The 25,600-nt window shown below is 69.6% G+C and carries 25 protein-coding genes; 14 read left to right on the top strand and 11 right to left on the bottom strand.

Annotation, left to right across the window (positions count from 1 at the left end; genetic code table 11):
* The 5 genes from AB7F93_RS12565 to AB7F93_RS12545 form a co-directional block, all read left to right on the top strand.
* A partial coding sequence (locus AB7F93_RS12565) for an acetaldehyde dehydrogenase (acetylating) (RefSeq protein ID WP_428303257.1) occupies positions 1-572 on the top strand: 572 nt, incomplete at its 5' end.
* A gap of 19 nt (positions 573-591) precedes the next feature.
* Positions 592-1,641 (top strand): 4-hydroxy-2-oxovalerate aldolase, encoded by a 1,050-nt coding sequence (dmpG, locus tag AB7F93_RS12560; protein WP_428303256.1) that lies wholly within the window; start codon positions 592-594, stop codon positions 1,639-1,641.
* Positions 1,642-1,804: 163 nt separating this feature from the next.
* Positions 1,805-2,593 (top strand): 2-oxo-3-hexenedioate decarboxylase, encoded by a 789-nt coding sequence (gene dmpH / locus AB7F93_RS12555; protein ID WP_428303255.1) that lies wholly within the window; start codon positions 1,805-1,807, stop codon positions 2,591-2,593.
* Between the two features lie 10 nt (positions 2,594-2,603).
* Positions 2,604-2,795 (top strand): tautomerase family protein, encoded by a 192-nt coding sequence (locus tag AB7F93_RS12550; RefSeq protein WP_428303254.1) that lies wholly within the window; start codon positions 2,604-2,606, stop codon positions 2,793-2,795.
* A gap of 29 nt (positions 2,796-2,824) precedes the next feature.
* On the top strand, positions 2,825-3,646 hold the full coding sequence (locus AB7F93_RS12545; RefSeq protein ID WP_428303253.1) for an alpha/beta fold hydrolase: 822 nt from the start codon (positions 2,825-2,827) through the stop codon (positions 3,644-3,646).
* Between the two features lie 91 nt (positions 3,647-3,737).
* Here the strand turns inward: AB7F93_RS12545 and AB7F93_RS12540 are convergent, their stop codons facing one another.
* The 5 genes from AB7F93_RS12540 to AB7F93_RS12520 form a co-directional block, all read right to left on the bottom strand.
* A complete protein-coding gene (locus AB7F93_RS12540) occupies positions 3,738-7,046 on the bottom strand; it encodes a mechanosensitive ion channel domain-containing protein (protein WP_428303252.1) in 3,309 nt (1,102 codons plus the stop codon).
* Positions 7,047-7,055: 9 nt separating this feature from the next.
* A complete protein-coding gene (coaD, locus tag AB7F93_RS12535) occupies positions 7,056-7,538 on the bottom strand; it encodes a pantetheine-phosphate adenylyltransferase (protein ID WP_428303251.1) in 483 nt (160 codons plus the stop codon).
* A gap of 63 nt (positions 7,539-7,601) precedes the next feature.
* Positions 7,602-8,171 carry a 16S rRNA (guanine(966)-N(2))-methyltransferase RsmD gene (gene rsmD / locus AB7F93_RS12530; RefSeq protein ID WP_428303250.1) on the bottom strand — a complete coding sequence of 190 codons (570 nt, stop codon included), beginning with the start codon at positions 8,169-8,171 and terminating at the stop codon, positions 7,602-7,604.
* Positions 8,168-9,520, bottom strand: coding sequence for a M16 family metallopeptidase (locus tag AB7F93_RS12525; protein WP_428303249.1), 1,353 nt, complete (start codon positions 9,518-9,520; stop codon positions 8,168-8,170). The genes rsmD and AB7F93_RS12525 overlap by 4 nt, the downstream gene beginning before the upstream one ends.
* Before the next feature lies 1 nt (position 9,521).
* A complete protein-coding gene (locus AB7F93_RS12520) occupies positions 9,522-10,907 on the bottom strand; it encodes a M16 family metallopeptidase (RefSeq protein WP_428303248.1) in 1,386 nt (461 codons plus the stop codon).
* Positions 10,908-11,011: 104 nt separating this feature from the next.
* Here AB7F93_RS12520 and ftsY point away from each other — a divergent pair, with 104 nt between their 5' ends.
* The 4 genes from ftsY to hslO all read left to right on the top strand — a co-directional run bounded on the left by ftsY (position 11,012) and on the right by hslO (position 14,475).
* A complete protein-coding gene (gene ftsY, locus AB7F93_RS12515) occupies positions 11,012-11,965 on the top strand; it encodes a signal recognition particle-docking protein FtsY (protein ID WP_428303247.1) in 954 nt (317 codons plus the stop codon).
* Entirely contained in the window at positions 11,962-12,621 is a 660-nt protein-coding gene (gene ftsE / locus AB7F93_RS12510; protein ID WP_428303246.1) for a cell division ATP-binding protein FtsE, read from the top strand. Before ftsY ends, ftsE begins: the two co-directional genes overlap by 4 nt.
* Before the next feature lie 3 nt (positions 12,622-12,624).
* Positions 12,625-13,539 carry a permease-like cell division protein FtsX gene (gene ftsX, locus AB7F93_RS12505; protein WP_428303245.1) on the top strand — a complete coding sequence of 305 codons (915 nt, stop codon included), beginning with the start codon at positions 12,625-12,627 and terminating at the stop codon, positions 13,537-13,539.
* A gap of 72 nt (positions 13,540-13,611) precedes the next feature.
* Positions 13,612-14,475, top strand: coding sequence for an Hsp33 family molecular chaperone HslO (gene hslO, locus AB7F93_RS12500; protein WP_428303244.1), 864 nt, complete (start codon positions 13,612-13,614; stop codon positions 14,473-14,475).
* Positions 14,476-14,487: 12 nt separating this feature from the next.
* Here hslO and AB7F93_RS12495 read toward each other — a convergent pair whose 3' ends face one another.
* Positions 14,488-14,871 carry a DUF423 domain-containing protein gene (locus AB7F93_RS12495; protein ID WP_428303243.1) on the bottom strand — a complete coding sequence of 128 codons (384 nt, stop codon included), beginning with the start codon at positions 14,869-14,871 and terminating at the stop codon, positions 14,488-14,490.
* 85 nt (positions 14,872-14,956) lie between these two features.
* Here AB7F93_RS12495 and AB7F93_RS12490 point away from each other — a divergent pair, with 85 nt between their 5' ends.
* Both AB7F93_RS12490 and AB7F93_RS12485 read left to right on the top strand, forming a co-directional pair.
* Positions 14,957-15,532: a mismatch-specific DNA-glycosylase gene (locus tag AB7F93_RS12490; RefSeq protein ID WP_428303242.1), complete on the top strand. Its 576-nt coding sequence runs from the start codon at positions 14,957-14,959 to the stop codon at positions 15,530-15,532.
* Positions 15,533-15,751: 219 nt separating this feature from the next.
* On the top strand, positions 15,752-16,645 hold the full coding sequence (locus AB7F93_RS12485) for a glycosyltransferase family 2 protein (RefSeq protein ID WP_428303241.1): 894 nt from the start codon (positions 15,752-15,754) through the stop codon (positions 16,643-16,645).
* A gap of 88 nt (positions 16,646-16,733) precedes the next feature.
* On the opposite strand, the gene AB7F93_RS12480 is transcribed toward AB7F93_RS12485, so the two are convergent.
* Genes AB7F93_RS12480 through AB7F93_RS12470 form a run of 3 tightly spaced genes read right to left on the bottom strand, consistent with a single transcriptional unit; the run spans position 16,734 to position 21,363 of the window.
* Positions 16,734-18,161, bottom strand: a complete 1,428-nt coding sequence (locus AB7F93_RS12480; RefSeq protein ID WP_428303240.1) for a SpoVR family protein — start codon at positions 18,159-18,161, stop codon at positions 16,734-16,736.
* Positions 18,154-19,368: a YeaH/YhbH family protein gene (locus AB7F93_RS12475; RefSeq protein WP_428303239.1), complete on the bottom strand. Its 1,215-nt coding sequence runs from the start codon at positions 19,366-19,368 to the stop codon at positions 18,154-18,156. Before AB7F93_RS12475 ends, AB7F93_RS12480 begins: the two co-directional genes overlap by 8 nt.
* Positions 19,369-19,428: 60 nt before the next feature.
* Entirely contained in the window at positions 19,429-21,363 is a 1,935-nt protein-coding gene (locus AB7F93_RS12470; RefSeq protein WP_428303238.1) for a serine protein kinase, read from the bottom strand.
* A gap of 430 nt (positions 21,364-21,793) precedes the next feature.
* On the opposite strand from AB7F93_RS12470, the gene AB7F93_RS12465 reads away from it, so the two are divergent.
* The 3 genes from AB7F93_RS12465 (at position 21,794) to otsB (ending at position 24,399) form a co-directional block, all read left to right on the top strand.
* Positions 21,794-22,408 carry an NUDIX domain-containing protein gene (locus AB7F93_RS12465; protein ID WP_428303237.1) on the top strand — a complete coding sequence of 205 codons (615 nt, stop codon included), beginning with the start codon at positions 21,794-21,796 and terminating at the stop codon, positions 22,406-22,408.
* A gap of 70 nt (positions 22,409-22,478) precedes the next feature.
* On the top strand, positions 22,479-23,198 hold the full coding sequence (gene gph / locus AB7F93_RS12460) for a phosphoglycolate phosphatase (RefSeq protein WP_428303236.1): 720 nt from the start codon (positions 22,479-22,481) through the stop codon (positions 23,196-23,198).
* Positions 23,199-23,250: 52 nt separating this feature from the next.
* Positions 23,251-24,399, top strand: a complete 1,149-nt coding sequence (gene otsB / locus AB7F93_RS12455; RefSeq protein ID WP_428303235.1) for a trehalose-phosphatase — start codon at positions 23,251-23,253, stop codon at positions 24,397-24,399.
* 38 nt (positions 24,400-24,437) lie between these two features.
* Here otsB and AB7F93_RS12450 read toward each other — a convergent pair whose 3' ends face one another.
* A complete protein-coding gene (locus AB7F93_RS12450) occupies positions 24,438-24,854 on the bottom strand; it encodes an FxsA family protein (protein ID WP_428303234.1) in 417 nt (138 codons plus the stop codon).
* Positions 24,855-25,158: 304 nt separating this feature from the next.
* Entirely contained in the window at positions 25,159-25,497 is a 339-nt protein-coding gene (locus tag AB7F93_RS12445) for a YMGG-like glycine zipper-containing protein (RefSeq protein WP_428303233.1), read from the bottom strand.
* Positions 25,498-25,600: the final 103 nt, after the last annotated feature.

Raw genomic sequence — 25,600 nt, 5'->3', positions numbered from 1 at the left:
ACCTCGGCAAGCGCGAGATGAACGTCAACATGGTCACCTGCGGCGGCCAGGCCACCATCCCGATGGTGGCGGCGGTCAGCCGCGTGCAGCCGGTGGTGTACGGCGAGATCGTCGCCACCGTGTCGTCCAAGTCGGCCGGCCCCGGCACGCGCAAGAATATCGACGAGTTCACCCGCACCACGGCCAAGGGCATCGAGGTGGTGGGCGGCGCGCGCAAGGGCAAGGCCATCATCATCCTGAACCCAGCCGAGCCGCCGCTGATCATGCGCGACACGGTGCACTGCCTCACCGAAACCATTCCGGACGAGGACGCCATCCGCGCCTCGGTGAAGGACATGGTGGCCGAGGTGCAGAAGTACGTGCCCGGTTACCGCCTGCTGCACAACGTGGTGTTCGACGGCAACCGCGTGTCGATCTTCCTGGAGGTCGAGGGCCTGGGTGATTACCTGCCCAAGTACGCCGGCAACCTCGACATCATGACCGCCGCCGGCGCGCGCACCGCCGAGATGATCGCCGAGGACATCCTGTCCGGCGCCTTCGACCCGGCCAAGTTCAAGACCGCCGCCGCCTGATCACGACGAGGACAGCACCATGGCACTCACCGATCTGAAGGGCCGCAAGGTCACCCTGCACGACATGTGCCTGCGCGACGGCATGCACGCCAAGCGCCACCAGATCACGCTGGAACAGATGACGGCCATCGCGTCGGCGCTGGACGAAGCCGGCGTGCCGATGATCGAGGTCACCCACGGCGACGGCCTGGACGGCACCTCCATCAACTACGGCTTTGGCCTGCACACGGACGAGGAATACCTCAAGGCCACCGTGCCGCACCTGAAGCAGGCCAAGGTGTCGTGTCTCTTGGTGCCGGGCATCGGTACCGTGGACGGCCTGCGCATGGCGGCCGATTTGGGCGTGTCCAGCATCCGCGTCGCCACGCACTGCACCGAGGCCGACTGCGGCGAGCAGCACATCGGTCTTGCGCGCAAGCTGAACCTGGACGCCGTCGGCTTTCTGATGATGGCGCATATGGCGAGCCCGGAAAAACTGCTGGAGCAGGCCAAGCTGTTCGAGTCCTACGGCGCCACCTGCATCTACGTGACCGACTCGGCCGGCTACATGCTGCCGGACGACGTGACCGCCAAGGTCGGCCTGCTGCGGGCGAATCTCGCGCCGAACGTGGAACTCGGTTTCCACGCCCACAACAACCTGTCGATGTCCGTGGCGAACTCGCTCGCGGCCATCGAGGCCGGCGCCAACCGCATCGACGGCTCTGCCGCGGGTCTGGGTGCCGGTGCCGGCAACACGCCGCTCGAAACGCTGGTGGCGGTGTGCGACCGGCTGAAGATCGACACCGGCGTGAGCCTCTACAAGATCATGGACGTGGCCGAGGACATCGTGCGGCCGATCATGGACCAGCCGGTGCGCGTGGACCGCGATTCGCTGTCGCTCGGCTACGCCGGCACGTACTCCACGTTCCTGCTGCACGCCAAACGCTTCTCGGAGCGCTACGGCATTTCGGTGCGCGACCTGCTGGTCGAGTGCGGCCGGCGCAAGACCGTGGCCGGGCAGGAGGACATGATCGAGTCGATCGCGCTCGAAATGCTGGCCGAACGCGGCAAGCAGCCCGCCCACGCCTGAGAGCTTGTGAATTTTCCAAGCTCTCAGGCCGGCCAAGGATGGCCGGACGCGAATCAAGCCCGCCAGGGCTTCATTCGCGCAAGCAAGTCCGGGCGTGTACCGGACTTGCGATGCAAGAAATGCACAGGACGTGCATTTCTTCACAAACACTGAGGACACGCGCATGGCACTTGATGCGGCGACCGTCGCCAAACTGGCCGAGTACCTGGAGAAGGCCGAACTCGAAGCCTACGACGTCACCAAGATCACCGACGACCACCCGGACATGACCATCGCCGAGGCATACCAGGTGATGGAGGCGATCCGGGATCGCAAGCTCGCGCGCGGCATCCGCCAGGTCGGCTACAAGATGGGCCTCACGTCCCGCGCCAAGATGGTCCAGATGGGCGTCGACAAGCCGGGTTACGGCCTGCTGTTCGACTACTTCGCGGTCGAGGACGGCGGCGTCATTGATACGAAAAAGCTGATCCACCCGAAGGTGGAGGCGGAGATCGCCTTCGTCACCAAGGCGCCGCTGAAGGGCCCCGGCGTGCACATCGGCAACGTGCTGGCGGCCACCGACTTCGTGCTGCCGGCGCTCGAAATCATCGATTCGCGCTACCGCGACTTCAAGTTCGACATGGTCAGCGTGATCGCCGACAACAGCTCGTCGAGTCGTTTCGTCACGGGCGGGCGCAGCCGCGACGTCAACGACGTGGACCTCAAGACGCTGGGTCTGGTGATGGAAAAGAACGGCCAGCCGGTCGGGCTTTCCTGCGGCGCGGCGGTGCTGGGCCACCCTGCGGCGAGCGTGGCGATGCTGGCCAACATGCTGGGCGCCAAGGGTGAGGCGCTGCCGGCCGGCAGCTTCATCATGACCGGCGGCGTTACCGCTGCCGTGGCGGTCGAGGCCGGCGACACCGTGACCGTGCACTACCAGGATCTCGGTTCCATTTCGGTCAGCTTCGTCTGAGGACACCGCCATGCCGTTCATTCAGGTCAACATCCTCGAAGGCCGCACCGAGGAGCAGAAACTCGGCCTCATCCGCGAGCTGACCGAGACCACGTGCCGCGTGCTCGGCTCCAAGCCCGAGCAGGTGCGCGTGCTCATCAACGACGTGCCGAACACCAACTGGGGCATCGCCGGCAAGTCAGCCAAGGAATTGGGGCGATAGGCCCGCCGTTCACTCAACACGAGATCACCATGAGCAATCCCGAAATCGGCAAGTGGATCAACGCCGGCGGCATCAACACCAACTACCACGATCTCGGCGAGGGCTACCCGACGGTCCTGGTCCATGGCTCTGGCCCGGGCGTGAGCGCGTTTTCCAACTGGCGCCTGGCCTTCCCGGTGCTGTCGCAAAAGCTGCGCGTGCTGGCGCCGGACATGCTGGGCTTCGGCTACACCGAGCACCCAGCCGGCGTGAAGTACACGCTCGATTGCTGGGTGAAGCACCTCATCGATTTCATCGACGCGCTGGGCCTGGAGAAGGTCAACCTGGTCGGCAATTCCTACGGCGGGGCGCTGACGCTGGCTACCACCATCCGTCATGCGAGCCGCGTGAATCGCATCGTGCTGATGGGCGCGGCGGGCGTTAAGTTCCCGCTCACCGACGGCCTCGACCACGCCTGGGGCTACACGCCCTCGTTCGAGAACATGCGCAAGATGCTTGACCTGTTCGCCTACGACCGTAACCTGGTCAGCGACGAACTGGCCCGCCTGCGCTACGAGGCGAGCCTGCGCGAGGGCGTGCAGGAGGCCTACGCCAGCATGTTCCCGGCGCCGCGCCAGCAGTGGATCGACGCGCTGGCCAGCCCGGAAGACGACATCGCCAGGATCCAGTCGCCGGCCATGATCATCCACGGCCGCGAGGACCGCATCCTGCCGTTCAGCAACTCGATGCGCTTGTTCGAGCTGATCCCGAACGCCCAGCTGCACCTGTTCGGCAAGTGCGGCCACTGGACGCAGATCGAGCACGCCGCGCGCTTCAACAAGCTGCTGCTGGATTTCTTCGGCGAGGATTGATCCAGCTTCGCTCCGCGCAGCGGACGAAGCAAAAAAGCCGCCTGTCGGATCCCCGGCAGGCGGCTTTTGCGTTTTTGGGCGGCCGGGCCGCCTATGCCGCGGGTGCCGGGTCGCACCCCAGCACCTGCGCCGCCTGCGCCGACACGCTGCGCAGGTTCACGTCGCGCTGCGGGAAGGGAATCTCGATGCCGGCCTCGTGCAGCGCCTGGTTGATGGCCATCAGCAGCTCGTGGCGGGCGGGCACGGAGTCCTGCAATGTGCGCACGTGCACACGGACCTCGAATTCGAGCGCGCTGTCGCCGAAGTTGGTGAACAGCACCTGCGGTGCCGGCTCCGGCAGCAGGCGGGGGTTGGCGCTGACCACGTCCAGCAGCAGTTTCTGCGCCGCGGCGGTGTCGACGCCGTAGGCGAGGCCGACCTTGATCACCACGCGCAGGATCTGGTCCGACAGGGTCCAGTTGACGAACTGCTCGGTGATGAAGGTCTTGTTCGGGACGATCAGTTCCTTGCGGTCGAAGTCGGTGATGGTCGTCGCGCGGATGCGGATGCGCGCCACGTTGCCGCTGACGCCGCCCACGGTGACGATGTCGCCGACCCGGAACGGCCGCTCGGCGAGGATGATCAGGCCCGAGATGAAGTTGGCGATGATCTCCTGCAGTCCGAATCCGATACCGACGCCGAGCGCGGCCACCAGCCACTGCGCCTTCGACCATTCGAGGCCAAGCAGGTTGACCGCCACCAGCACGCCCACGGTGACGATGACGTAGCGGGTGACGGTGATGGCCGCGTAGCGGGCGCCGGCGTCCATGTCGAGCCGCTGCAGGACGGCGATTTCGAGCACCCCCGGCAGGTTGCGCGCGGCCAGCACGGTCAGCGTCGCCACGCCGCCGGCCAGCAGGACGCTCAGCAGCGTGACCGTGCCCGTCGCGGTGGCCTCGCTGCCCAGGCGATAGCGCCAGAGCACGATCTCGTCGAGCGTCTGCAGCGCCGGCAGCAAGTCCCCCCAAACCCACAGCAGCACGCCCAGCAGGCTTACCGACAGTACAAAGCCGAGCAGGCGGCGCGCCTGGTCGTCCACGGCCTCGATGTCGAGCCGCTCGTCGGCGTCTGGTGAGTCCTCGCCGTCCGGCGCGAGTGCCTGCTTGAGCCGCAGCCGGCGTTGGGCTACTGCGAGCGCGCGCAGCACCAGGTAGTACACCAGCAGCACGCCCAGCAGCCAGCCGGCGGTTTCGACCAGGCGTGCCTGCAATTGCAGGGCGGCGTAATAGAACCCCGCCAGCGCCAGCGCAGCGGGCACCAGGGGCAACGCCATCAGCAGCGGATGCCACACGCGCCGCCAGCGCCACAGCCGGCTGTCCGGGCGGGCAGCCAGGTACGCCGCCGGGGCGCCGCGCTGTGGGTGCAGCGTGCGCCAGAGGAATGCCGCCAGCGCCAGCGAGAACACCAGGAACGCCAACCGGCCGACGCTGCCCCGCAGCGCAGGCTGCGCGAGCCGTTCGCCGAGAAGTACCAGCATCCCGGCCGGGACCGCCACGAGGCGCAGACGCGTCACCTGCCGGCGCAGCAACTGGCGGGTGTTGTTTCGCCATTGATAGTGCAGGTCCAGCACCCCGCTGCGGCGGGCGATGTCGCGCACAAGGCCGAGCACGAATACCCATGGCGCGATGCCGGACAGCGCCGCACCTCCGGCCGCGGCGAACGAATCCTCGCCGGCGCCACTGGTCAGCAGGCGCCCAAGCAGATAAACCGTTGCCGGCCACGGCGCAGCGCGCAGCGCGCAGTACACCAGTGCGCGCGCAGTCAGCCAGGCGCTGTCGCGGTGCACGTCCGTCAGGCGCAGCGCGTCGGTTCGCTCGCGCCGCGCCAACCGCCCGCGCAGGACAAACAGCAGCAGCGGCAAGGCCAGCGCCAGCGCGCCGGCGGGTCGCGTGGCGAGCGCTGTCACCAGCGCTGCCGGCAGCTCGGCCCAGCGGCTCGGACGCAACAGCGTGTCGAGCACGCTGGGCCAGGCGGCGAGTACGTCACGGCCGAATACGGGGGTATCGGGCGTCCACAGCAGGCGCCGGTCGAGCAGCTCGGCGTAGCTCTGCGCCACCTGCTGCAGCTGCTGTTGCCGGCGACCGAGATCACTCACCAGCGTGATCCGTCGCGCGTAGGCGTCGTCCAGCCGCTCGACCAGCTTGCCCTCGGCGCGCAGCAGGCCGCCGAGTTCTTGCTGGAGGGCGGTCAGCTGCTCCGGCGCGATCGGCGGGTCGGCCTGGCGCACCAGCGCGCGCGCCTCCTGGTAGGGCAGGCCGAGCTGTCGTCGTTGCTCGCTGAGGCTCAACTGGCGCAGCCGCGCTTCCCCGATGTCGCGGTTGCGCTCGGCCGTCTCGCGCCGGTAATCGGCCGGTCGCGGCAGGCGCAGGCGCCGGTCGTGCAGGGCCTGCGCCAGGCTGCCGCTCAGTTCCGCGAGTTCGAGTTGCGCCTGGGTGGCGCGCAGCAGTGCCTCGAGTTGCGCCAGTTGCGCCTGGGTGCGTTCGATGGCGGCGCCGGTGCGGTCGTCCGCCTGCAGCACGCCGGCCAGTTCCCGCGTCAGCTCGGCCTGCCGGGCTGCGGTGTCGCGGATCAGCGGGTGCGCGTCGGCCGTGCGCGCGACCAGTGCCTCGGCGTCGGCGAGTTCCTGGCGGGCCATCGCCTGGCGCGCTGTGCTCACGCGCGCCGACAGTGCGTCCACGTGGTCCTGCAGTGCGGCTGCCCGGCGCTCGGCGGCGTCGCGCTCGGCCTGCGCCAGCTCGCGCCGAATCTCGACCGTGCGCAGTTGTTCCTCGCGCAGCGCAATGCCCGCCTGGAGCGCCGCGCGTTGCGCCGCACGCGCGAGCGCCTGCGCCTCGTGCAGCGGTCCGCTGTTAGACGGCGCGGCGTCGTCGGCTGAACCGATCTGCTGCAGCGCGGCGCGCGCCTGCGCGAGTTCGGTTTGCAGCGTAAGCGGTGCTTGGTCCAGGGCCTGCGCGCGGCGGTCGGCCGCCGCCTGCTCGTTGAGCGCCGCTTCGAGCATGCCTTGCGCATCGGCCAGCGCCGCGCCGAGGCTGGCGAGATCCGCGGTTGCTGGCGGCACGGACAACGCCGGCGCGCGTTCGGCGCGCAGAGCGGCGATGCGCCCGGGCGCCGCGCGGACGGTGCGCAGCAGGGCGTCGCGCTCGGCCCGCTGGGCCGCTGCCTGCTGGGTCTCGCGCAGCGCTGTCTGCAGTTCCGCTGCCAGGGCACTGCGGTCGGCATCGGCGAGTGCAGCGTCCGCCTTGACGGCCGCCAGGCGCTGTTCGATGGCCGTGGCGTCCGGCAAGGCCGCGTCCGCCGCGGCGACTGGCGTCGCGATGGCGAGCGCCAGCACGGCCAGCAGCCGGCGCAGTGGGGCGAGCATGATCGTGCCTCAGGCCGCGGCGATGCGCGCGCGCAGCGCCGCCGCCACCGCCGGGTGCAGGAACACCGACACGTCGCCGCCGAACCGCGCCACTTCCTTGACCAGGCTCGACGAGATGAACGAGTGCTGTTCGGCCGGCGTCAGGAAGATGGTCTCCACCTGCGGGCGCAGGTGGCGGTTCATGGTGGCAAGCTGGAACTCGTACTCGAAATCCGACACCGCGCGCAGGCCGCGCAGGATGACCTGCGCGTTCTGGCTGGCCACGAAGTCGACCAACAGGCCGTCGATCGGCATGACGCGCACGTTCGGCAGCTGGCCAACCACGGCCCGCACCAGATCAATGCGTTCGTCGAGGCTGAACAGCGGCTGCTTGCTGATGTTGCGCGCGATGCCGACGATGACCTGCCCGAACAGCCGCGCCGCGCGCTCGATGAGGTCGGCATGGCCGTTGGTGATGGGGTCGAACGATCCCGGATAGACGACGGTTGCCATGCGCGGCCTGCGTAGGTGACGGGGCGGTGGCCGGGCGGCCGGTGGACTGGACGCGCGGGCCTGTCAGGCAGCGCCTTCCCACGCCAGAAGATGATAGCCGACCTCCCCGGCGCGCTTGCTGCGCCAGGGCGCAAAGCCGGTTGGCAACGGCGGCTCGCCATCGCGCGCCGCGTGCTCGATGTACACCAGCGCCCGCGGGGCAAGCTGGCCGCAGGCGGCGAGCGTAGCCAGCAGCGGCGCGAGCGCGTGCTCGGCAAACGGCGGGTCGAGGAACACCAGATCAAAGCGCCGGCCGGCACCGCGCAGAAACGCCGCCGCCTCGCCCTGTTGCACCTCGCCGCCGCGCGCGTCGAGCGCCTTGAGCGTGTCCCGCAGGTAGGCCGCCACGCGCGCGTCGCGCTCCACCAGCACCACGCTGTCGGCGCCGCGCGACAGGGCCTCGATGCCGAGCGCGCCGCTGCCGGCGAAAAGATCCAGACAACGCGCGCCGCCAATGGCGCCCTGCAGCCAGTTGAACAGCGTCTCGCGGACCCGGTCGGGCGTCGGGCGGATGCCGGCGTCGGCCGGAAAGCGCAGCCGCCGGCCGCGCCAGCGGCCGGCGATGATGCGGACCTCGTTGCGTGGCCCGCTCACCGGATGGCGGAGCCCGCGTCGCCGCCGACGCGGATCAGCACCAGCCGCTCGGAGTCCACGCGCCGCGCGAAGGCGTCCCTGATCTGCTCCACGGTGACGGCGTTCACGCGCTCGACGTAGCGATCCAGCCAGTCGAGCGGCAAGCGGTAAAAACCCAGCATGGCGAGGTAGTCCACGATCTCCTTGTTGCTGTCCAGGCGCAGCGGAAAGCCGCCCGACAGGTTGCGCTGGGCGGCGGCGAGCTCCGCCCCGGTCGGCCCTTCGGTGACGAATTCATCCAGCGTCTGGCGCAGCAGGGCGGTTGCCTCGCCGGCCTGGTCGCCGCGCGTTTGCAGGCCCATCAGAAACGGCCCGGCCGCGCGCATGGGCATGAAATAACTGTAGGCGCTGTAGGCGAGGCCGCGCTGCTCGCGGATGACGTTGCTGACGCGCGACACCAGGCCCGAGGCGCCGAGCACGTGGTTGCCGACCACCAGCGGGAAATAGTCCGGGTCGTCGCGCGTGAGCACCGGCGCACCCAGCAGGATGTGCGCCTGTGCGGACGGGTGGTGGATGCGCTCGTTGGCGGCCTGCGCCAATGGCAGTACGGCAGTGAGTGCGGGTGCCGCCTCGCCGGCCGGCAGCCCGGCCAGCAGCCGTTCGGCGAGCGCCTGCGCGGCGGGCTGGTCCACCGCGCCGACGATGGCCACCACGGCGTTGCGCGCCACGTAGTAGCGACGGTGAAAGTCCTGCGCGGCCTGCCGCGTCAGCAGCGCCAGCGTCTCGGGCTCGCCGTCCGGCCAGCTCGCGTACGGATGGCTGCGGTAGGCGGCCTGATAGAACGCGCGGCTCGCAATCTGCCCCGGCTGCTCGCGCTCCTGCGCCAGCGCTACCTCCAGCGTGCGGCGGGCGCGGGCGACGGCGTCGTCCGGGAAATCCGGCTTCGCGAGAATCGTCGCCAGCAGGTCCACGGCCGGGTCGAGCTGTGGCGCGTCCGCCAGAGAACGCAGCGACACCACCGCCATGTCGCGCTCGGCGGATGCGCCGTACTGCGCGCCGAGCCGCTCGAAGCCGCTGGCGATGGCCTGCGCGTCGAGTCCGCCCGCGCCGTCGAACAGCAGCCCGCTGGTGAAGCGCGCAAGGCCCGGCGTGGCCTCGTCGCGGGCAGCGCCAGCGTCAAACGCGATACGCACGTCCACCACCGGCAGCGCGGGCGTGCTGACCAGCAGCACGCGCGCGCCGTTGGCGGTGGTCCAGGTCTCGATGGCCGGAATGGCGACGGCGGTGGTGCTGAGCAGCCCGCCGAGGACACCGCCCAGCAGTGTCAGCAGCGCCCGGCGAGGGAATAAGCCGCGATTGTCCGTGCGCATGTCAGTTCCCGATGTCGTGGCGGCCGCCGGGGATCCCGGCCGGGCGGCGCTTGGGCAGCACGCCCGGCTGTGGGCGCAATACGCCGACGGTCAGCTTGTCCTCGCCCAGATACCTCAGCGCCACCTGCTGCACCTGTTCGGGCGTGACCGCCCGGATGCGCCGCACGTAGTCCTCGCCCACCTGCCAGCCGATGCCGATGGTCTCCAGTAGACCGATGCGCATGGCCTGGTAGAACACCGAATCGCGCTGGTAGACCTCGGCCGCGACCACCTGCGCCTTGACGCGATCGAGCTCGTCGGCCGCCACCGGCGTCTGGGCGAGCGTGAGGATCTGCCCGCGCAACGCCTGCTCGAGCTCCTCGACCGTGTGACCCTGCGCCGGGGTGCCCTCCAGCAGGAACATCCCCGGCGCGCGCTGGAAGCCCCGATAGCCCGCCCCGGCGCCGGCGGCGATTTCCCGCCCGCGGCGCAATTGGCTTGCCAGGCGCGCGCTCTCGCCGCCGTCCAGCACGCCGGCCAGCACTTCGAGCGCGTACGGCTCCCAGTCGGCGGCATCGGCGGTCGCCGCCGGCCCGTGGTAGCCCATCACCAGGTACGGCACCTCGGCCGGGGCCTTGAGTTCCACCCGCCGCTCGCCGCGCTGGGCGGGCTCCATCTGGCGCTTGGGCGGCGCGACCTGCCCGCCCGGCAGGCCGCCGAAGTAGCGCCGCGCGAGCGCGAACACGCGCGCCGGGTCGACGTCGCCGACCACCACCAGCGTGGCGTTGCTCGGCTGGTACCAGCGCCGGTACCAGTCCTTGAGGTCATCCACGGTCAGCGTGGCGAGATCATCGGCCCAGCCGATCACGGGGTTGCGGTAGGGGTGCGCCAGGTACGCCGTGGCGTTGAACTGTTCATAGAGCAGCGACTGCGGCTGGTCGTCGGTGCGCAGGCGGCGCTCTTCCTTGACCACCTCGATTTCCTTGGCGAACTCGGCCGGGTCCAGGCGCAGGTTGCGCATGCGGTCGGCTTCCAGGCGAAAGCTGACCTCGATGCGGTCGGCCGCCAGGGTCTGGAAATACGCCGTGTAGTCGCTGCCGGTGAACGCGTTCTCCTCGCCGCCGTTGTCGGCGATGATGCGCGAGAACTCGTTCGGCGCCAGACGCGCCGTGCCCTTGAACATCATGTGTTCGAGCACGTGCGAGATGCCGGTGAGCCCGCCCGGCTCGTAGCTGCTGCCGACCTTGTACCAGACCTGCGTCACCGCCACCGGGGCGCGGTGGTCCTCGCGCACGATCACCTTCATGCCGTTGCCGAGGGTCTGTTCCTGCGTCGCCGACGGGGTCGGCACAGCCGCGTGCAACGGCGCTCCCGCCAGCAGCAGCAGGGCGCTCAGGGTGCGTTTCACCGGGAAGCTCCTGTGGGTAAGGGCGCGCGGGCCGCCGCGGCGCCGGTGTTAGCATAACGTGGCCTTCGACCACCGATCCGCCGCCCCGGTTTCAGCCCGTTTCCATGACCGAAACTTCCCGCCCGGGGCTGTTCGCCCGCCTGCGTCAGGGGCTGTCCCGCACGCGCGAGCGCCTCGGCGGCGGTATCGCCGACCTGGTGCTCGGCCGGCGCGCCATCGACGCGCTCACGGTCGACGAAATAGAAACCCTGCTGCTCGGCGCCGACGCCGGCGTGGAGGCCACCACCACGCTGGTGGATGATCTGAACGCGCGTCTGGCCCGGCACGAACTCGCCGACGGCGCCGCCGTGCTCGCGGCGCTCAAGGAGCGCATGGTGACGCTGCTCGCGCCCTGCGAGGTGCCGGCGCCGGCCTTCACCGCCAAGCCGCACGTCATCCTCATGGCCGGCGTCAACGGCGCCGGCAAGACCACCACCATCGGCAAGCTCGCGCAGCGTCTGAAGGCCGACGGCCAACAGGTGGTGCTGGCGGCGGGCGACACGTTTCGCGCCGCGGCGGTGGAGCAGCTGAAGATCTGGGGCGAGCGCCTCGGCGTGCCGGTGATTTCCCAGCAGCCCGGCGCAGACCCGGCGGCGGTGATCTTCGACGCGCTGCAGGCGGCGAAGACGCGCGGCGCCGACGTCGTCATCGCCGACACCTCCGGCCGCCTGCACACGCAGGCCGGGCTGATGGATGAACTGCGCAAGATTCGCCGCGTGATGGGCCGCTTTGACGCCGCCGCGCCGCACGAGACGCTGCTGGTGCTCGACGCCGGCAACGGCCAGAACGCGCTGATCCAGGCGCGCCAGTTCAACGAGGCGATCGGCGTCACGGGTCTCGTGCTGACCAAGCTCGACGGCACCGCCAAGGGCGGCGTGGTGCTGGCAATCGCAAGCCAGCTTCGCCTGCCGATCCGCTACATCGGCGTCGGCGAGAAGGCGGACGATCTTCGTCCCTTCGTGGCGCAAGAGTTTGTGGAGGCGCTCCTGTCTCGCGATGAAGCTGGCGAGGCGCCGTGATCCGCTTCGAGCACGTCAGCAAGCGCTACGCGAACGGCGGCGACGCGCTGAAAGACATCAGCTTCACGCTCGAAGCCGGCGAGCTCGCCTTCGTGACCGGCCACTCCGGCGCCGGCAAGAGCACGCTGCTGAAGCTGATCGCCGGCATCGAGAAACCCAGCCGCGGCCAGGCCGTGGTCAACGGCCAGAACCTCGCCCAACTCTCGCGCCGCCGGCTGCCGTACTACCGGCGCAACATCGGCATGATCTTCCAGGACCACAAGCTGCTGCCGGAGCTGTCGGTCGGCGACAACGTGGCGCTGCCGCTGGTGGTGGCCGGCCACCGCGGGCCGGAAATCGCCCGGCGCGTGCGCGCGGCGCTCGACAAGGTGGGCCTGCTCGGCAAGGAACGCAGCCTGCCGCTGCAACTCTCGGGCGGCGAGCAGCAACGCGTCGGCATCGCCCGGGCGCTGGTGGCGCGCCCGCCGTTGCTGCTGGCGGACGAGCCGACCGGCAACCTCGACCCGGAACTGTCGCGCGAGGTGATGCGCCTGTTTCGCGATTTCAATCAGGTCGGCGTCGCGGTGCTGATCGCGAGCCACGACCACGCGCTGATCGACGAGATGGACGCCCGCACGCTGATCCTGCACGCCGGCACGCTGCTGAGCGACGCCTGATCCATGCCGCGCTACCTCGAACGGCACCTGCAGGCGCTGGTCGGCAGTCTCGGCCAGTTGTGGCGCCAGCGCGTCAACACGCTGCTGACGGCGCTCGTGATCGGCGTGAGCCTTGCCCTCCCAGCGACGCTGTTGCTGGGTCTTGCCACGCTGCGCACGGCCACCGCCGGCTGGGACGCCGACGCGCGGTTGACCGCCTACCTCAAGATCGACACGCCGGACGCGGACGCGGCCGATCTCGCGCGCAAGCTCGGCCGCGAGCTCGCCGGCAAGGCGAAGGTGGAGCTGATCGACCGCGCGCAGGCGCTGCGGGAATTCGAGCGCAGCTCGGGTCTCGGCGAGGCGCTCGCGCTGCTCGGCGAGAACCCGCTGCCGGCCGCGCTGGTGCTGACGCCGGCCGGTACTGCGGACGAGGCGACGCTGGCCCGCTTGTCAGACCGCGTGCGCGCCCTGCCGCAGGTGCAGGACGTGCAGGCCGACCTCGAATGGGTACGCCGCCTGAACGCGCTGCTCGAACTTGGCCGGCGCACGGTGTGGGCGTTCGCGGCGCTGCTCGGCGCGGGCGTGGTGCTGGTCACCGGCAACACCATTCGCCTTGCCATCTTCAACCGCCGCGCCGAGATCGAGATCACCAAGCTCATCGGCGGCACCGACGCCTTCATCCGCCGACCGTTCCTGTACTGGGGCCTGCTGCAGGGCTTCAGCGGCGGTGTCGTCGCGATGATCCTGCTGCTCGCGGTCAACATCGGCCTGGCCGGCCCGGTGCGCACGCTGGCCGGGCTCTACGGCTCCACGCTCAGCCTTGTGACGCCTGGTCTCGTCGGCGGGCTTGGCGTGCTGCTGCTCGGCGCCGGGCTCGGCTTCGCGGGCGCGGCACTCGCGGTGCGCCGGCATCTGCGGGAAATCGAGCCGGGCTGAACCGGGTCAAACCGGGCGGCCAGCAATAGTCCGCTCGCTATACTGCCCGCCCGCTCGCGCCTGGGTTTCCCCATGTCCACCGACACGCTGCACCGCTTCACGTTTGCCACGGCGCCGGTGCGCGGCCTGCTGGTGCAGCTCGACGCCGCCTGGCAGGACGTGTTGTCGCGGCACCACTACCCGCCGGTGGTGCGCGGGCTGCTCGGCCAGTTGCTGGCGGCGACGGCGCTGCTGGGTGGCAACCTCAAGGCGGATGGACAAGTGATCGTCGAGCTGCGCGGTGCGGGGCCGCTGCGCCTGCTGGTGGCGGATAGCCGCGCCGGCTCGACGCTGCGCGCGCTGGCGCGCTGGGACGAACCGCTGCACGGCAGCGACTTTCAGGAACTGGTCGGCGCCGGGCGGCTGGTGATCACGCTCGACGCGCGCGGTGACGGGCGCCGCTATCAGGGCATCGTCGAGCTGGCGCCGGGTGGTCTCGCCGAAACGCTGGAGGGCTACTTCGCCACCTCCGAGCAGTTGCCGGGCTGCATCCTGCTGGCCGCCGACGACACGCGCGCTGCGGGCCTGCTGCTGCAGCGCCTGCCGGGCAGCAACGCGCCCGCCGACGCACTGCGCTGGGAGCACCTCGCAATGCTCGCCGCCACCACCCGGCCGCAGGAGCTGCTGCACCTCGAACCCGCGCAGTTGCTCGGCCGGCTGTTCGCAGAGGAAGACCTGCACCTGCTGGCGACGCAGGCGCTGCGCTTTGGCTGCTCGTGTTCAGGCGAGCGGGTGGAGGCGACGCTGCTGGCGCTGGGGCGCGCCGAGATCGAGTCGCTGCTCGCCGAGCGCGGCGGGGTCGATGTCGACTGCGAGTTCTGCAACCAGCATTACCACTACGACCGGGCGGCCGTGCAGCGCCTGCTGGCGGGCATGGGCAGCGGCCCGCTGCACTGACGGCCGCTCGCTCTACCGCCCGATGCCGCGCGCCGCCCAGGCCAGCAGCAGCCAGGCGGCGATCCACGCGCTGCCGCCAAGCGGCGTGACGGCGCCGAGCCAGCGCTGGCCGGTGATGGCGAGCAGGTACAGGCTGCCGCTGAACAGCGCGGTGCCCGCCAGCATCAGCCAGCCGCTCCAGCGCAGCGCGCCCCCTGCCGGCACGTGCAGCGCCAACAGGCCGACGGCGAGCAGGCCAAGCGCGTGGTACACGTGGTACTGGCTGGCGGTCTGGTAGATGGCAGACAGGTCCGCCGGCAGGCGCGCGCGCAGGCCGTGCGCGCCGAACGCGCCCAGCATCACGGCCAGCGCGGCGCTGAGCGCGCCGGCCATCAGGAACAAACGGGCAAGGGTCATGACAGAACACCGGTGCAGGGGATGATGCGGCGCGGCGATTGTCGCCGTGCGTGGCCGTGCCGGTCGAGCGCGGCGTGAGGGTCCCGTGAGGGATGCGACCGTGCCGGCGGCTGCGCCGCAGGCCACGCCCGGCAGCCTGCCCGACTACCTCGCGCCGGATCTTCGGGTGCTGTCGGTGGGCATCAACCCGTCGCTGCGGGCGGTGCGCGAGGGCTTTTACTTTCCCAATCCGCACAACCGCTTCTGGCGGGCGCTGAACGCGAGCGGCCTGCTCGCGGCGCCGGTGACGCCCGGCGTGGCGGCCATGCAGCTGATCCTGACGCGTGACCGCATCGGCTTTACCGACGTGTGCAAGACGGCGTCTTCGATGGCCCACCAGGTGCGGGCGGCGGATTTTGCTGCCGGCGCGGCGCGTCTGGTGGCGGTGGTGGAGCACTGCCGCCCGCGCGTGCTGTGGTTTCACGGCGCCACGGCGTACCGGGCATTCTGCCGGCAGGCGTTGCATCCGCAGGCCACGGTGGAACCGGGCGTGCAGCCGCAGCGCTTCGCCGGGGCGCCCATCTTCGTGAGCCCCAACCCGAGCCCGGCCAACGCGCGTTACAGCCTGGACGACCTGATCGGCTGCTACCGCCAGCTGGCGGATTTTGTGGAGGCGTCTTAACAGGCTGTTGACGAAGGGCTTTCCTGCCCTTCGTCAACTCGCCGCGCCCGGCACCTGTCCGGGCGCGGCTCCGACACAGCAAATACAGGCGTATTTGATGTGCGCGCGAGGCATCCCTGCCTCGCCATCACAGGCTGTTTTTCAGCAACCTGTTGATCGGCAAACGCCGCCCGGCTGCTACGCTGTAGCGCACCCCACTCTCGCCCGGCACATACCGACATGACACCAGCCACGCCGGAGTTCTCGATCGTGTTGCCGGCGCGCAACGAGGCGGCGGCGCTGCAAGGTCTGCTGCCGGTGCTGCGCGAGCGCTTTCCGCGGGCGCAGATCGTGGTGGTCAACGACGGCTCGACCGATGACACCAGCGCCGTGTGCGCGCGTCACGGCGTCGAGGAGGTGCGGCACCACTACAGCGTCGGCAACGGCGGGGCGGTCAAGTCCGGCGCGCGGGCGGCGCGCGGGCCGGTGATCGTGTTCATGGACGCCGACGGCCAGCACGACCCGGCCGACATCCCGCGCCTGCTGGCACGGATCGACCAGGGCTTCGACATGGCGGTCGGCGCGCGCGGCGACGGCTCGCAGGCGAGCGTCGGCCGGTCGCTCGCCAACCGGGTCTACAACCGGCTCGCCACGTACATGACCGGCCAGCGCATCGACGACCTCACGTCCGGCTTCCGGGCGGTGCGGGCGGAGCGGTTTCGTGAATTCCTGTTCCTGCTGCCGAACGGGTTCTCGTACCCGACCAGCATCACCATGGCGTTTTTCCGCGCCGGTTACGGCGTGGCTTACGAGCCGATCGTGGCCGCACGGCGCATCGGCCGCAGCCACATCCGCCCGCTGCGCGACGGTGCGCGGTTCCTGCTCATCATCTTCAAGCTGGCCACGCTGTACGCGCCGCTGAAGTTATTCGCGCCAATGGCGGGCCTGGGCTTTCTGGCCGGAGCCGGCAACTACCTGTACACGTATACCCACAGCGGCCGCTTTACCAACGCCACCACGGTGCTGCTGACGACCTCGGTGCTGGTGTTCCTGATGGGCCTGATCTCGGAGCAGATCACGACGCTGCTGTACGCCGCCGCCTCGCGCGACCGGCGGCGCACGGACGGGTTGTAGATCCGCGCCTTCCGTCACTCGCCGCCGTGCGCGGAACTGCGTCTCGAGTTTGCCGCCGCGCCTGGGTTGAATCCCTTGGGCAGTCGATTCAGGCCGCGAGCTTCGGCTTGAAGCCGCCGTCGTCGAACACCAGCGTCGCCGCCTTGTTGTGCACGGTGGTGTCCAGCACCACGCCGCGGCCCCACAGCTGATACAGGTAGCCGAGGGTTTTTTCGGCCTGGCCAAGTTCCAGTTCCCGGCCGTCGTAGGCGTGTGTGAGGTGCAGGCGGCGCGCGCCGTCGTGGTCGGCATCATCGATGCGGATGACCGGGAACGCCGCCATGCCGACGCTGCCGACCAGCGTGTCGCGGATGTGCTGCCAGTTGTTCTCGTCCGCCACGCGCTGCACCACGTACTCGTCTTCCTCCGGCGCAAACTCGTACATGTCCATCTCGCGCATCAGCCGCCCGTGCAGGAATTGGCGCAGGAAGGATGCGTCGCGGTCGGCCTCGCGGATGCGAAACAGGGTCGCCATGCCGTCGCAGGGGCCGCCGTAGCGCTCGCGCTCCTCCGGCGTCGGGTTCTCGCAGCGGCGCAGGATGTCGTGCCACAGCTTGAAGCCGAGGTAGTACGGGTTGATGCTGCCCGGATGCGGGCGCACCACCTGCGCGTGGTGGACCATGAACTCCATGTGCAGATCCTCGGGCAGGTCGAGGCTGTTCACGATGCGGTGGTGCCAGAAGCTGGCCCAGCCCTCGTTCATGATCTTGGTTTCGATCTGCGGGATGAAGTACTGCGCCTCCTCGTGGACGATGGTCAGCAGGTCCTGCTCCCAGCTCGCGAGGTACGGGTTGTGGTCGCGGATGAACAGCAGGATGTCTTCCTCGGGCTCCAGCGGCACGCGGCGCAAATCCGGCGGCGGCAGATCGGGTGCGCGGTGGATGTCCGGGTACGGGTCGTGTCGCGGGCGGGCGGCGTCGATGGCGCGGGCGCGCTGTTCGGCCTCGCCGATCTTGCGCACGCCAAGATTGCGCCGGCAGTTGAACGACAGCGCGTGGGCGGCATCGAGCAGCGCCTCCACCTTGTCGATGCCGATGGCCGGATCCTCGACGTAGCGGCGCACGCGGTCGGCGCGCGACTTGAAGTTGGCGACCGTCAGTTCCGGGTGCGTGTGGCGGAACGTGAAGTTGTTCTTGAAGAAGTCGTTGTGCCCGTACACGTGGGCGATGGTGAGGATCTGCAGGCACAATGAGTTGTTGCGCATCAGATACGCCACCGAGTCGTCCGAGTTGATAACCATCTCGTACGGCAGGCCGCTCACGCCGTGGTCGTAGGTGGTCTTGAGCTTCTCGAACGACTTGCCGTAGGACCAGTGCGGGTAGTGCGCCGGCATGCCGTGGTAGGCCATGTAGCCCAGCATCTGGTCCTCGTCGCAGATCTCGAACACCTGCGGGAAGCAGTCGAGCCCGAACTCGGCCACCTTCTCGCGGATGCGCTCGTCCCAGGCCAGCAGGTCGTCGACGTCCCAGCTACGCATGTTCGGCCTCCGCGGCGTGCGCCGCCCGGTCCTTCTGCAAAAAGGCTTTCAGCCCCGGCCAGATGTCGTCCTTGCCGTGGATGGTCAGCGCATGGAAGCCGTCGGCCTTGATGCGGCCGAAGGTCTCCAGCATCGAGCTTTCGAAGATGCCGCGCCCCGGCGGCTTGATCTCGCCGTAGCCGAACAGGTTCGCCACCTCGCAGATGGCCTCGGCCGCCTGCACGGTCTTGTCGTTGTCGCCGGGGAAGTTGTCGCCGTCCGAGCAGTGAAACGCGTAGATGTTCCACAGGCTCGGGTGGTAGCGCTCGTTGATGACCTCAAGACACTTCTGGTACGCCGACGAGATCACCGTGCCGCCGGATTCGCCCTTGTGGAAGAACTCGTCCTCGGTCACCTCGGACGCCGCCGCGTGGTGGGCGATGAAGACGATCTCGACCTCCGCGTAGCGGCTGCGCACGAACTGGTACAGCAGGAAGAAGAACGACCGCGCGAGGTACTTCTTGGTGGTGTCCATGGACCCCGAGGTGTCCATCATGCAGATGACCACCGCGTTCGACTGCGGGCGCGTGTCCGGCATCAGGCGCCGGTAGATCATGTCCTCCTTGCGGAAGGGGAAGCGCTGGGCGGTGTCGAGCGCCGGCGCGTCTTCCTGCTCGGGATGCTCGACTTGGCCCTGCGCGATCTGCCGGCGGATGCGCTGCAGCGCGGTGCGCTTCTTGTCGAGGTGCACGCGGATGCCGGCGCGCCGGAAGCCCTTGCGCTGCAGGGCGTGCTGGGACGGCAGCAGGCGCAGCTTCTTGCGTTCGAGGTCCGGCAGGTGCAGGTCCTCGAACATGATGTCGATCAGCTCTTCGAGGCTGATCTCGGTCTCGTAGTAGTCCTGCCCGGCCTCGTTGCCGCCCTGGCCCTTGCCGGCGCCGGATTGTTCGCCCTGGCCGACGCTCTGGCCGACCTCGGTGTCGCCCTCGCCGGTGCCGACGCCGGGCTGGTTCTTGCCGTACACGAAGCGGTACTCGCGGATGCCGCGGATCGGCACCTTGACCATGCGGTCGCCGGAGCGGCCGATGATGGCCTCCTCGGCCACGATGTCGCCGATGTTCTCGCGGATCGCCTGCCGCACCTTGTGCCGGTGCCGGGCGCGGTCGCTCGCGCTGCGATCCGAGCGCAGCGATTCGCCGCTGAAGGCCCTGAACTGGGAATGCAACATGGCTGCCCCTCCGTTGGGCCGGCCCGCGGCGCGCCGCGGCCGGCTGTCAGTGCGTGTGTGTCAGTCCTTCCACAGGTTGTTGGCGGCGTACTTCAGCACCACCTCGGCCGAGTGCTCGGTGTAGCCGAGCTCGACCATGCGCTCGATGAGCGTGTCGTACTTGTCCCGCTGGTCCTCGTCGCGGGTGCGCGACTTGGTGACGATGCGGCTCATGTCGCGCACCGAGTGCAGCAGCTTTTTCTCAAGCGCATCCCGCAGCGGTTCGTAGGCGCGGTAGTTCACCTTCTCGCCGCGGCGCGTGGCCGCCCACAGGTACGACATCACCTCCTGCCGGAAGCCCTCGGCGGCGGAGCCGACGATGCCGATCTGCTCCTCGACCGACTTCAGGAAGCTCTCGTCCGGGCGCAGCTCCTCGCCGGTATTGCGGTCCTTGACCTTGGACTTGTTCACGTAGGCCTCGGCGTGGTCCAGGTAGTTCTGGAACAGGTCCTCGGCCTGCTGCTCGAACGAGTACACGAAGGCGCGCGTGACCTCCTTCTCCAGGATGTCGAGGTAGGCCTTGTGCAGCGTGTCCTGCAGGAATTCGAGGTACAGCTTCTTGGTGTCCTCGGCGAGATCCGTGCGCTTGACCATGTCGACCAGCGCCTCGCGCACGCTGATCGGGTTGATGCCGTCGTCCGGGTTGTCGGCGAGCGCGTTGTCGAGCGCCTTCATGATGAAGCGCGTGGAGATGCCGAACAGACCCTCGCGCTGTGCTTCTTCCTGCAGCGAGCGGGCGGACAGCTTCAGCGTGGTGCCCTTCTTGACCACTTCCTCGCCGTCGTACAGGCGCAGCTTGGTCATCAGGTCGCACTTGGCGCTCGGCTCCAGGCGCGACAGGATGGCGAACATGCTGGCCACTTCGAGCGTGTGCGGCGCGATGTGGGCGCGGAACTGCGACTCGCGCAGCATCTTCTCGTAGATCTTGATTTCTTCGGTCAGGCGCAGGTTGTACGGCACCTTCACCACCACGATGCGATCCATGATCGCCTCGTTCGTGTGGTCGGCCTTGAACTTCTGCCACTCGGCCTCGTTCGAGTGGGCAATGATGGCGCAGTCGACATCCACGGTGCCGTGGCGGCCGGGCGCCGGCACGAACCGCTCCTGCGTGGCCGTGATCATGGTGTGCAGGTACTCGGGCTCGTTCTTGAACACCTCGATGAACTCGACGATGCCGCGGTTGCCGACGTTGAAGGCGCCGGACAGGTCGAGCGCCCGCGGGTCGGACTCCGAGTAGCGGTCGAGCTTCGAGATGTCCACCGAGCCGATCAGGACGGACGTGTCCTGGTTGTTCGGGTCGACCGGCGGCACCACGCCAATTCCCTGACGGCGGTGGCGGGAAAATGCCACCCGCACCACCGGCACGTCCTCGTAACGGCCCTTGAATTCCGTGTCGAGGCGATGGCTGCAGATCGGGCAGAGCTCACCCTCGATCGGCACGCCGAGCACGTCCGAGAAGCTGCGCCGCAGGTGCAGCGGCACCAGGTGCAACGGCTCCTCGTGGATGGGGCAGCCTTCGATGGCGTAGACGGGGTCGGCCTCTTCCAGCGCGCGCTGCAGCTTCACCACCAGCGAGCTCTTGCCGGCGCCGACCGGGCCCATGAGGTAGAGCACCTGGCGGCTTTCCTCGCCGCGCAGGGCAGCGGAATGCAGGTAGCGCACGATCTGGGCGAGCGAGCGCTCGATGCCGAAGAAGTCCTTCTCGAAGTAGCGGTAGTTTTTCAGGCGCTCGTCGCCGAACAGGCGATTCAGGCGCGGGTCTTCGGTCTCGCCAAGCTCACTGACGCCGGCGCGGGTCACCGCCTCGTACAGGCGGGCGTGGGCGAACTTTGGAATGCTCGCGTCCTGGCGTACCAGTTCCAGATAGTCCAGGAATGACCCGGTCCAGCTGTGCTCCTGACGCGCCTTGCGATCCTCACCGATCATGTCGGCGAAAGAGCCAAACGTCGTACCCATGTAACGACCTCCGTCGTGTGTCTGAATCTGGTCCTGTGCTGTGCTTCCCTTGTTCTCGTGGTTTGTTGTGTGTGAACGTCCGCGTCCGTGGTGGACGCCCCGGGCCCCGCCAGCCGGCGCTTGATGCCGGCATCGCAGGAACAATGCCCGGGTCGGCGTCGCCTCCCGAAATGACGGGTATCAAGACCCGTGCCAAGTGTGTCGACACGCCGTCCGCCCGATTTGACGTCGCGCGGCGTCATGGCGCCCTGCGTGCGGCGTTGCCGTGCCACTTTGACCTGCCACAGGGCGGCAAGTTGTCCGGCGGCCGCATCCCTGCGGTGCGTGGTTTAAGTAACGCGTTTCGCCTTCGCAGGCAAACACGACTACCGCTGCTACTATCGGCAGCCCACTGTCGCTTGCAGCCGTCCTTCGGGCCGCGTTCCGCCGCATGACATCGAGCCCGTTCGATCCTCGCCACGACGTGCAGGTCACCGCGCGCGAGACCGTGTTCCAGGGCTACTTCCGGGTCGACCGCTACACGCTGCGCCACCGGCTGTTCGGCGGCGGCTGGAGCCGCGACTTCAAGCGCGAACTGTTCGAACGTGGCCATGCCGCCGCCGTTCTGCCGTACGACGCCGGGCGCGACCGCGTGCTGCTGATCGAGCAGTTCCGCATCGGCCCCTACGCGCACGGCGGCGCGCCGTGGCAGATCGAGATCGTCGCCGGCATCCTGCACCCGGGCGAAAGCCCGGCCGACCTGGCGCGCCGCGAGGCGCACGAGGAGGCGGGCTGCACGCTGACCGAGCTGCTGCCGATCGTCGACTACTACATGAGCCCCGGCGCCGTGAGCGAGCACATGACGCTGTTCTGCGCGCTGGCGGATTTGGGACAGGCGGGCGGCGTGCACGGTCTCGACGACGAGGACGAGGACATCCGCGTGCACGTGCCGAGCTTCGACGAGGCGATGCACTGGCTGGCCGCCGGGCGCATCCAGAACAGCCCGGCCATCATTGCGCTGCAGTGGCTGGCGCTGAATCGGTCCCGACTGCGGGCCGGCGGCTGACACGGTGCAGGCGCCGACCGCGACCGGCAGGGTGGCCGGTGACGACGCGCGCGCACCGCCCAGGTGCGTGTTGCCGCGTCCGCCGCGCGCGGTGCTGTTCGACCTCGACGGCACGCTGGTCGACAGCGTGCCGGACCTCGCCCGCTGCGTGAACGCCGCCCGAGAGGCGCTCGGCCTGCCGGCGGTGACGTCCGCGCAGGTACGCGGCTGGGTTGGCAACGGTGCCGCGCGGCTGCTGCACCGCGCCCTGACAGGGCAGCCCGACGGCGTGGCGCCGGCCGCGCAGCACGCCGCCGCGATGGAGACGTTCAACGCCTGTTACGCCGCCGAGCCGTGTCGCGACAGCCGGCTGTATGCAGGGGCCGCGGATGCCGTGGTCATGCTGCATGCCCGCGGCGTGCGTCTGGGCGTGGTCACCAACAAGCCGGAGCGGTTTGTCGCGCCGCTGCTCGCCTCGCTCGGACTTGGCGGGCGCTTTGTCTGTCTGATCGGCGGCGACAGCACGGCGCGCCTGAAGCCCGATCCGCTGCCGGTCCAGACCGCCCTTGCGCAACTGGACTGCCCACCCGGCGACGCGCTGCTGGTGGGCGATTCCCATATCGACATGGCGGCCGGCCGCGCGGCTGGTGTGGCCACGGTGGCCGTCGGCTATGGCTACGACCCGGCCTGCGATTTTCTGGCGCAGGGCGCGCTTGCGGTGCTCGACGACCTGCTTGATCTGCCGCAGTTGTGGGGCGACGCCGCGTGGCTTGAGGCGCTGCCTGACAAGCCCACCGCGGCGGTGCGATAGTCGGCGCTGAGGCGAGCCACTGCTCGCGCCCGTTGCTCGCCGGGGTCGATCCGTGCCCAAGCTGGTCCCGTCTCCAAGCGCCGATGTGCTGCGACCGACCGCCGTTCTGGTGGTTAGCCAGCGGCCGCGTTCGGGACTGGGGCGGATCCTGCCGACGCTGGAAGCGCTCGGCGTGCCGGCGGTGCCGGCATTGTCCCGGCAAATCGGCGATTCCCTGCCGCCACCGTTTCACGCCGCGCCGCACGAGGTGGCCGCGTTGGCGATAGACGCGGAGTCGGTGCGGGCGGCCTGGCGTGCCGGGGCGGGCCTGGTGGCCGGGCTCGGCAGCGGGTCGAGTGGTGCCGCGCTGCGCGACGCCGGCGCCGAGGTGTTGATCGAGGCGCCGTCCGAGCTTGGCAGCGGCAGCCTGTTGCACGCGTTTGCGGACAAGTTTGCCGACCTGCCGCCGGCGGCGCCGGCCCTGCTCGCCCGGCGCAGCGCGGCGCTGGCGCTGATGTTCGATTTCGACGGCACGCTGGCGCCGCAGCCGGAGCACCCGGCCGACGGGCGCTTGCCGTCCGCGGTGCGCGAGCTGCTGAGTCGCTTGACAGCGCGTTACCCGCTCGCCGTGGTCAGCGGACGCGCGCTCAACGACCTTGCCGGCCGCGTGGGTCTGCCGGCGGTGTATCTGGCCGGCAATCACGGGCTGGAACTGCGCGGCGCCGACTACGACCCGCAGCCCGCGCCGAGCGCGGACGAGTGGCGACCCGTGCTCGACGCGGTGTTCGAACACCTCGCCGCGTTGCCGGAGGCCTACGCCGGCTGCGTGGTGGAGCACAAGGGCCTGACGCTCGCCGCGCACTACGGCGGCGTGGCGCCGGCCGCGGCGTCCTTGCTGCGCCGCGCGGTGCTGCGTGCCGTTTCCGGCTTCGCCGGGCTGCAGGTGGAAGCCGGCCGGCGGGTACTGGAAATCAGGCCGGCGATAGACCGCGACAAGGGCACGGCCTTGGGCTGGCTGCACGAGCGCATGCAGCGTGTCGTCGCCGGCTGCACGCCGATCTTTTTTGGCGATGACCGCGCCGATGAGGCGGCGTTTCGGGCCGCGCGCCGCGCGGGCGGCTTCGGAGTGCTGATTGCCCCCCACAGCCGGCCGACGGCGGCGTCGTGTCGTCTCGACTCGCCGCAGGCGCTGGCCGTCGCGCTGGAGTCGCTGCTGGGCTGAGCCGCGGCGACAACGAAAAACTCCCCCGCGCGTTTCGGCTAGTTGCCGTCGCGGCGGCGAAATTCGCCCTCGATGACGTGCACCTCGGTGCGCGATTCGGCCACCATCGGCGGGCTCAGGCGGCGCGCCAGCCAATGCCGCAGCGGCGGTAGCAGCAAGCCGAGCGCGATCGCATCGCCGATGAACCCCGGCAGGATCAGCAGCAGACCTGCCAGCTGCGCGAGGGCGATTTCCACCATCGGCTGGGCCGGCGACTGTCCGCGGCCGAGTGCGTCGCGCAGCTGTAGCAGTCCGCGCGCGCCGAAGTGGCGCATGACGGCGGCACCGCCCATACCCGCAAGGATCAGCAGGGCGATGGTACGCAGCGCGCCGATGTGCGCCCCGACCACCAGCAGCGTGTACAGCTCGGCCAGCGGCAGGACGACGAACAGCGTGACGGGCAGGAAGCGGAGCATGGGGCGGTGGGCGTGAGGCGAAAGGCCGGGGGGCTATGATGCCGGGCACCGGCAGGCCCGGTCACATGCAGACATTCCGACGCGAGAAACCATCCGGTACACCCGCAGCGAAGCCAGGGCCTGGGCGCAGGCCAACCTGAACGGTATTGCGCCTGAAGGGCAGGTATATGCTGGCGCCGGTCGAGCCGGTGTCGCCGCAGCGGGCCGAGTGGCTGGTCGGCAGGCTCAAGGAAGTCGGCATCGTCTGAAAACGAATACGGCCGCAGCAGGGTGCTTCCCCGCCGCGGCCGCTGGGGTGCCGCGATCAGCAGTTGCCTTTCTTGGCCTGGCCCGGCGGGCAGAAGTGGCCGCGGTGGCGATGGCCGCCGTCGTAGTAATCGTCGTCGTAGCGCACGCGCCGGCCGTCGTAGCGGTCGTGGTCATGGTGGTCGTTGCCATCGGTGGTGATGGCGGTGCCCACCGCGCCGCCCACGGCGCCGCCGACGATGGCGCCCTTGCGGCCACCCACCTCGTTGCCGATGGCGGCACCGGCCGCGCCGCCGAGGCCGCCGCCAATGGCGGCGTCGAGCGTGTCACCGGCGTAGACCGGCGCCGCCAGCGCGAGCGCGAGCAGGGCCACGTAACGGGTCGGATGCTTTTTCATGTCTTGTTCTCCGGTTGACTGTGACGGACCAGCGTATCGGCCGCCGCCGTAATTTCTACAGTTATGGCGCCCCACCTGGGGCCACGGCCGGCAATGTGCCGGC

The sequence above is a fragment of the Immundisolibacter sp. genome (genome assembly GCF_050250495.1).
Lineage (GTDB): Bacteria > Pseudomonadota > Gammaproteobacteria > Immundisolibacterales > Immundisolibacteraceae > Immundisolibacter.
The sequence above is the reverse complement of the archived record's forward strand: the minus strand, read 5'-3'. Positions and strand labels throughout refer to the sequence as shown.

Bases quoted from the DNA above. Each gene is read 5' to 3' on its own strand.
- AB7F93_RS12485 (WP_428303241.1), top strand. From the start codon at position 15,752: ATGACACCAGCCACGCCGGAGTTCTCGATCGTGTTGCCGGCGCGCAAC.
- AB7F93_RS12470 (WP_428303238.1), bottom strand. From the start codon at position 21,363: ATGGGTACGACGTTTGGCTCTTTCGCCGACATGATCGGTGAGGATCGC.
- hslO (WP_428303244.1), top strand. From the start codon at position 13,612: ATGTCCACCGACACGCTGCACCGCTTCACGTTTGCCACGGCGCCGGTG.
- AB7F93_RS12545 (WP_428303253.1), top strand. From the start codon at position 2,825: ATGAGCAATCCCGAAATCGGCAAGTGGATCAACGCCGGCGGCATCAAC.
- AB7F93_RS12475 (WP_428303239.1), bottom strand. From the start codon at position 19,368: ATGTTGCATTCCCAGTTCAGGGCCTTCAGCGGCGAATCGCTGCGCTCG.
- ftsX (WP_428303245.1), top strand. From the start codon at position 12,625: ATGCCGCGCTACCTCGAACGGCACCTGCAGGCGCTGGTCGGCAGTCTC.
- dmpH (WP_428303255.1), top strand. From the start codon at position 1,805: ATGGCACTTGATGCGGCGACCGTCGCCAAACTGGCCGAGTACCTGGAG.
- AB7F93_RS12540 (WP_428303252.1), bottom strand. From the start codon at position 7,046: ATGCTCGCCCCACTGCGCCGGCTGCTGGCCGTGCTGGCGCTCGCCATC.
- AB7F93_RS12550 (WP_428303254.1), top strand. From the start codon at position 2,604: ATGCCGTTCATTCAGGTCAACATCCTCGAAGGCCGCACCGAGGAGCAG.
- dmpG (WP_428303256.1), top strand. From the start codon at position 592: ATGGCACTCACCGATCTGAAGGGCCGCAAGGTCACCCTGCACGACATG.
- AB7F93_RS12450 (WP_428303234.1), bottom strand. From the start codon at position 24,854: ATGCTCCGCTTCCTGCCCGTCACGCTGTTCGTCGTCCTGCCGCTGGCC.
- coaD (WP_428303251.1), bottom strand. From the start codon at position 7,538: ATGGCAACCGTCGTCTATCCGGGATCGTTCGACCCCATCACCAACGGC.
- AB7F93_RS12525 (WP_428303249.1), bottom strand. From the start codon at position 9,520: ATGCGCACGGACAATCGCGGCTTATTCCCTCGCCGGGCGCTGCTGACA.
- AB7F93_RS12480 (WP_428303240.1), bottom strand. From the start codon at position 18,161: ATGCGTAGCTGGGACGTCGACGACCTGCTGGCCTGGGACGAGCGCATC.
- AB7F93_RS12495 (WP_428303243.1), bottom strand. From the start codon at position 14,871: ATGACCCTTGCCCGTTTGTTCCTGATGGCCGGCGCGCTCAGCGCCGCG.
- AB7F93_RS12465 (WP_428303237.1), top strand. From the start codon at position 21,794: ATGACATCGAGCCCGTTCGATCCTCGCCACGACGTGCAGGTCACCGCG.
- AB7F93_RS12445 (WP_428303233.1), bottom strand. From the start codon at position 25,497: ATGAAAAAGCATCCGACCCGTTACGTGGCCCTGCTCGCGCTCGCGCTG.
- ftsY (WP_428303247.1), top strand. From the start codon at position 11,012: ATGACCGAAACTTCCCGCCCGGGGCTGTTCGCCCGCCTGCGTCAGGGG.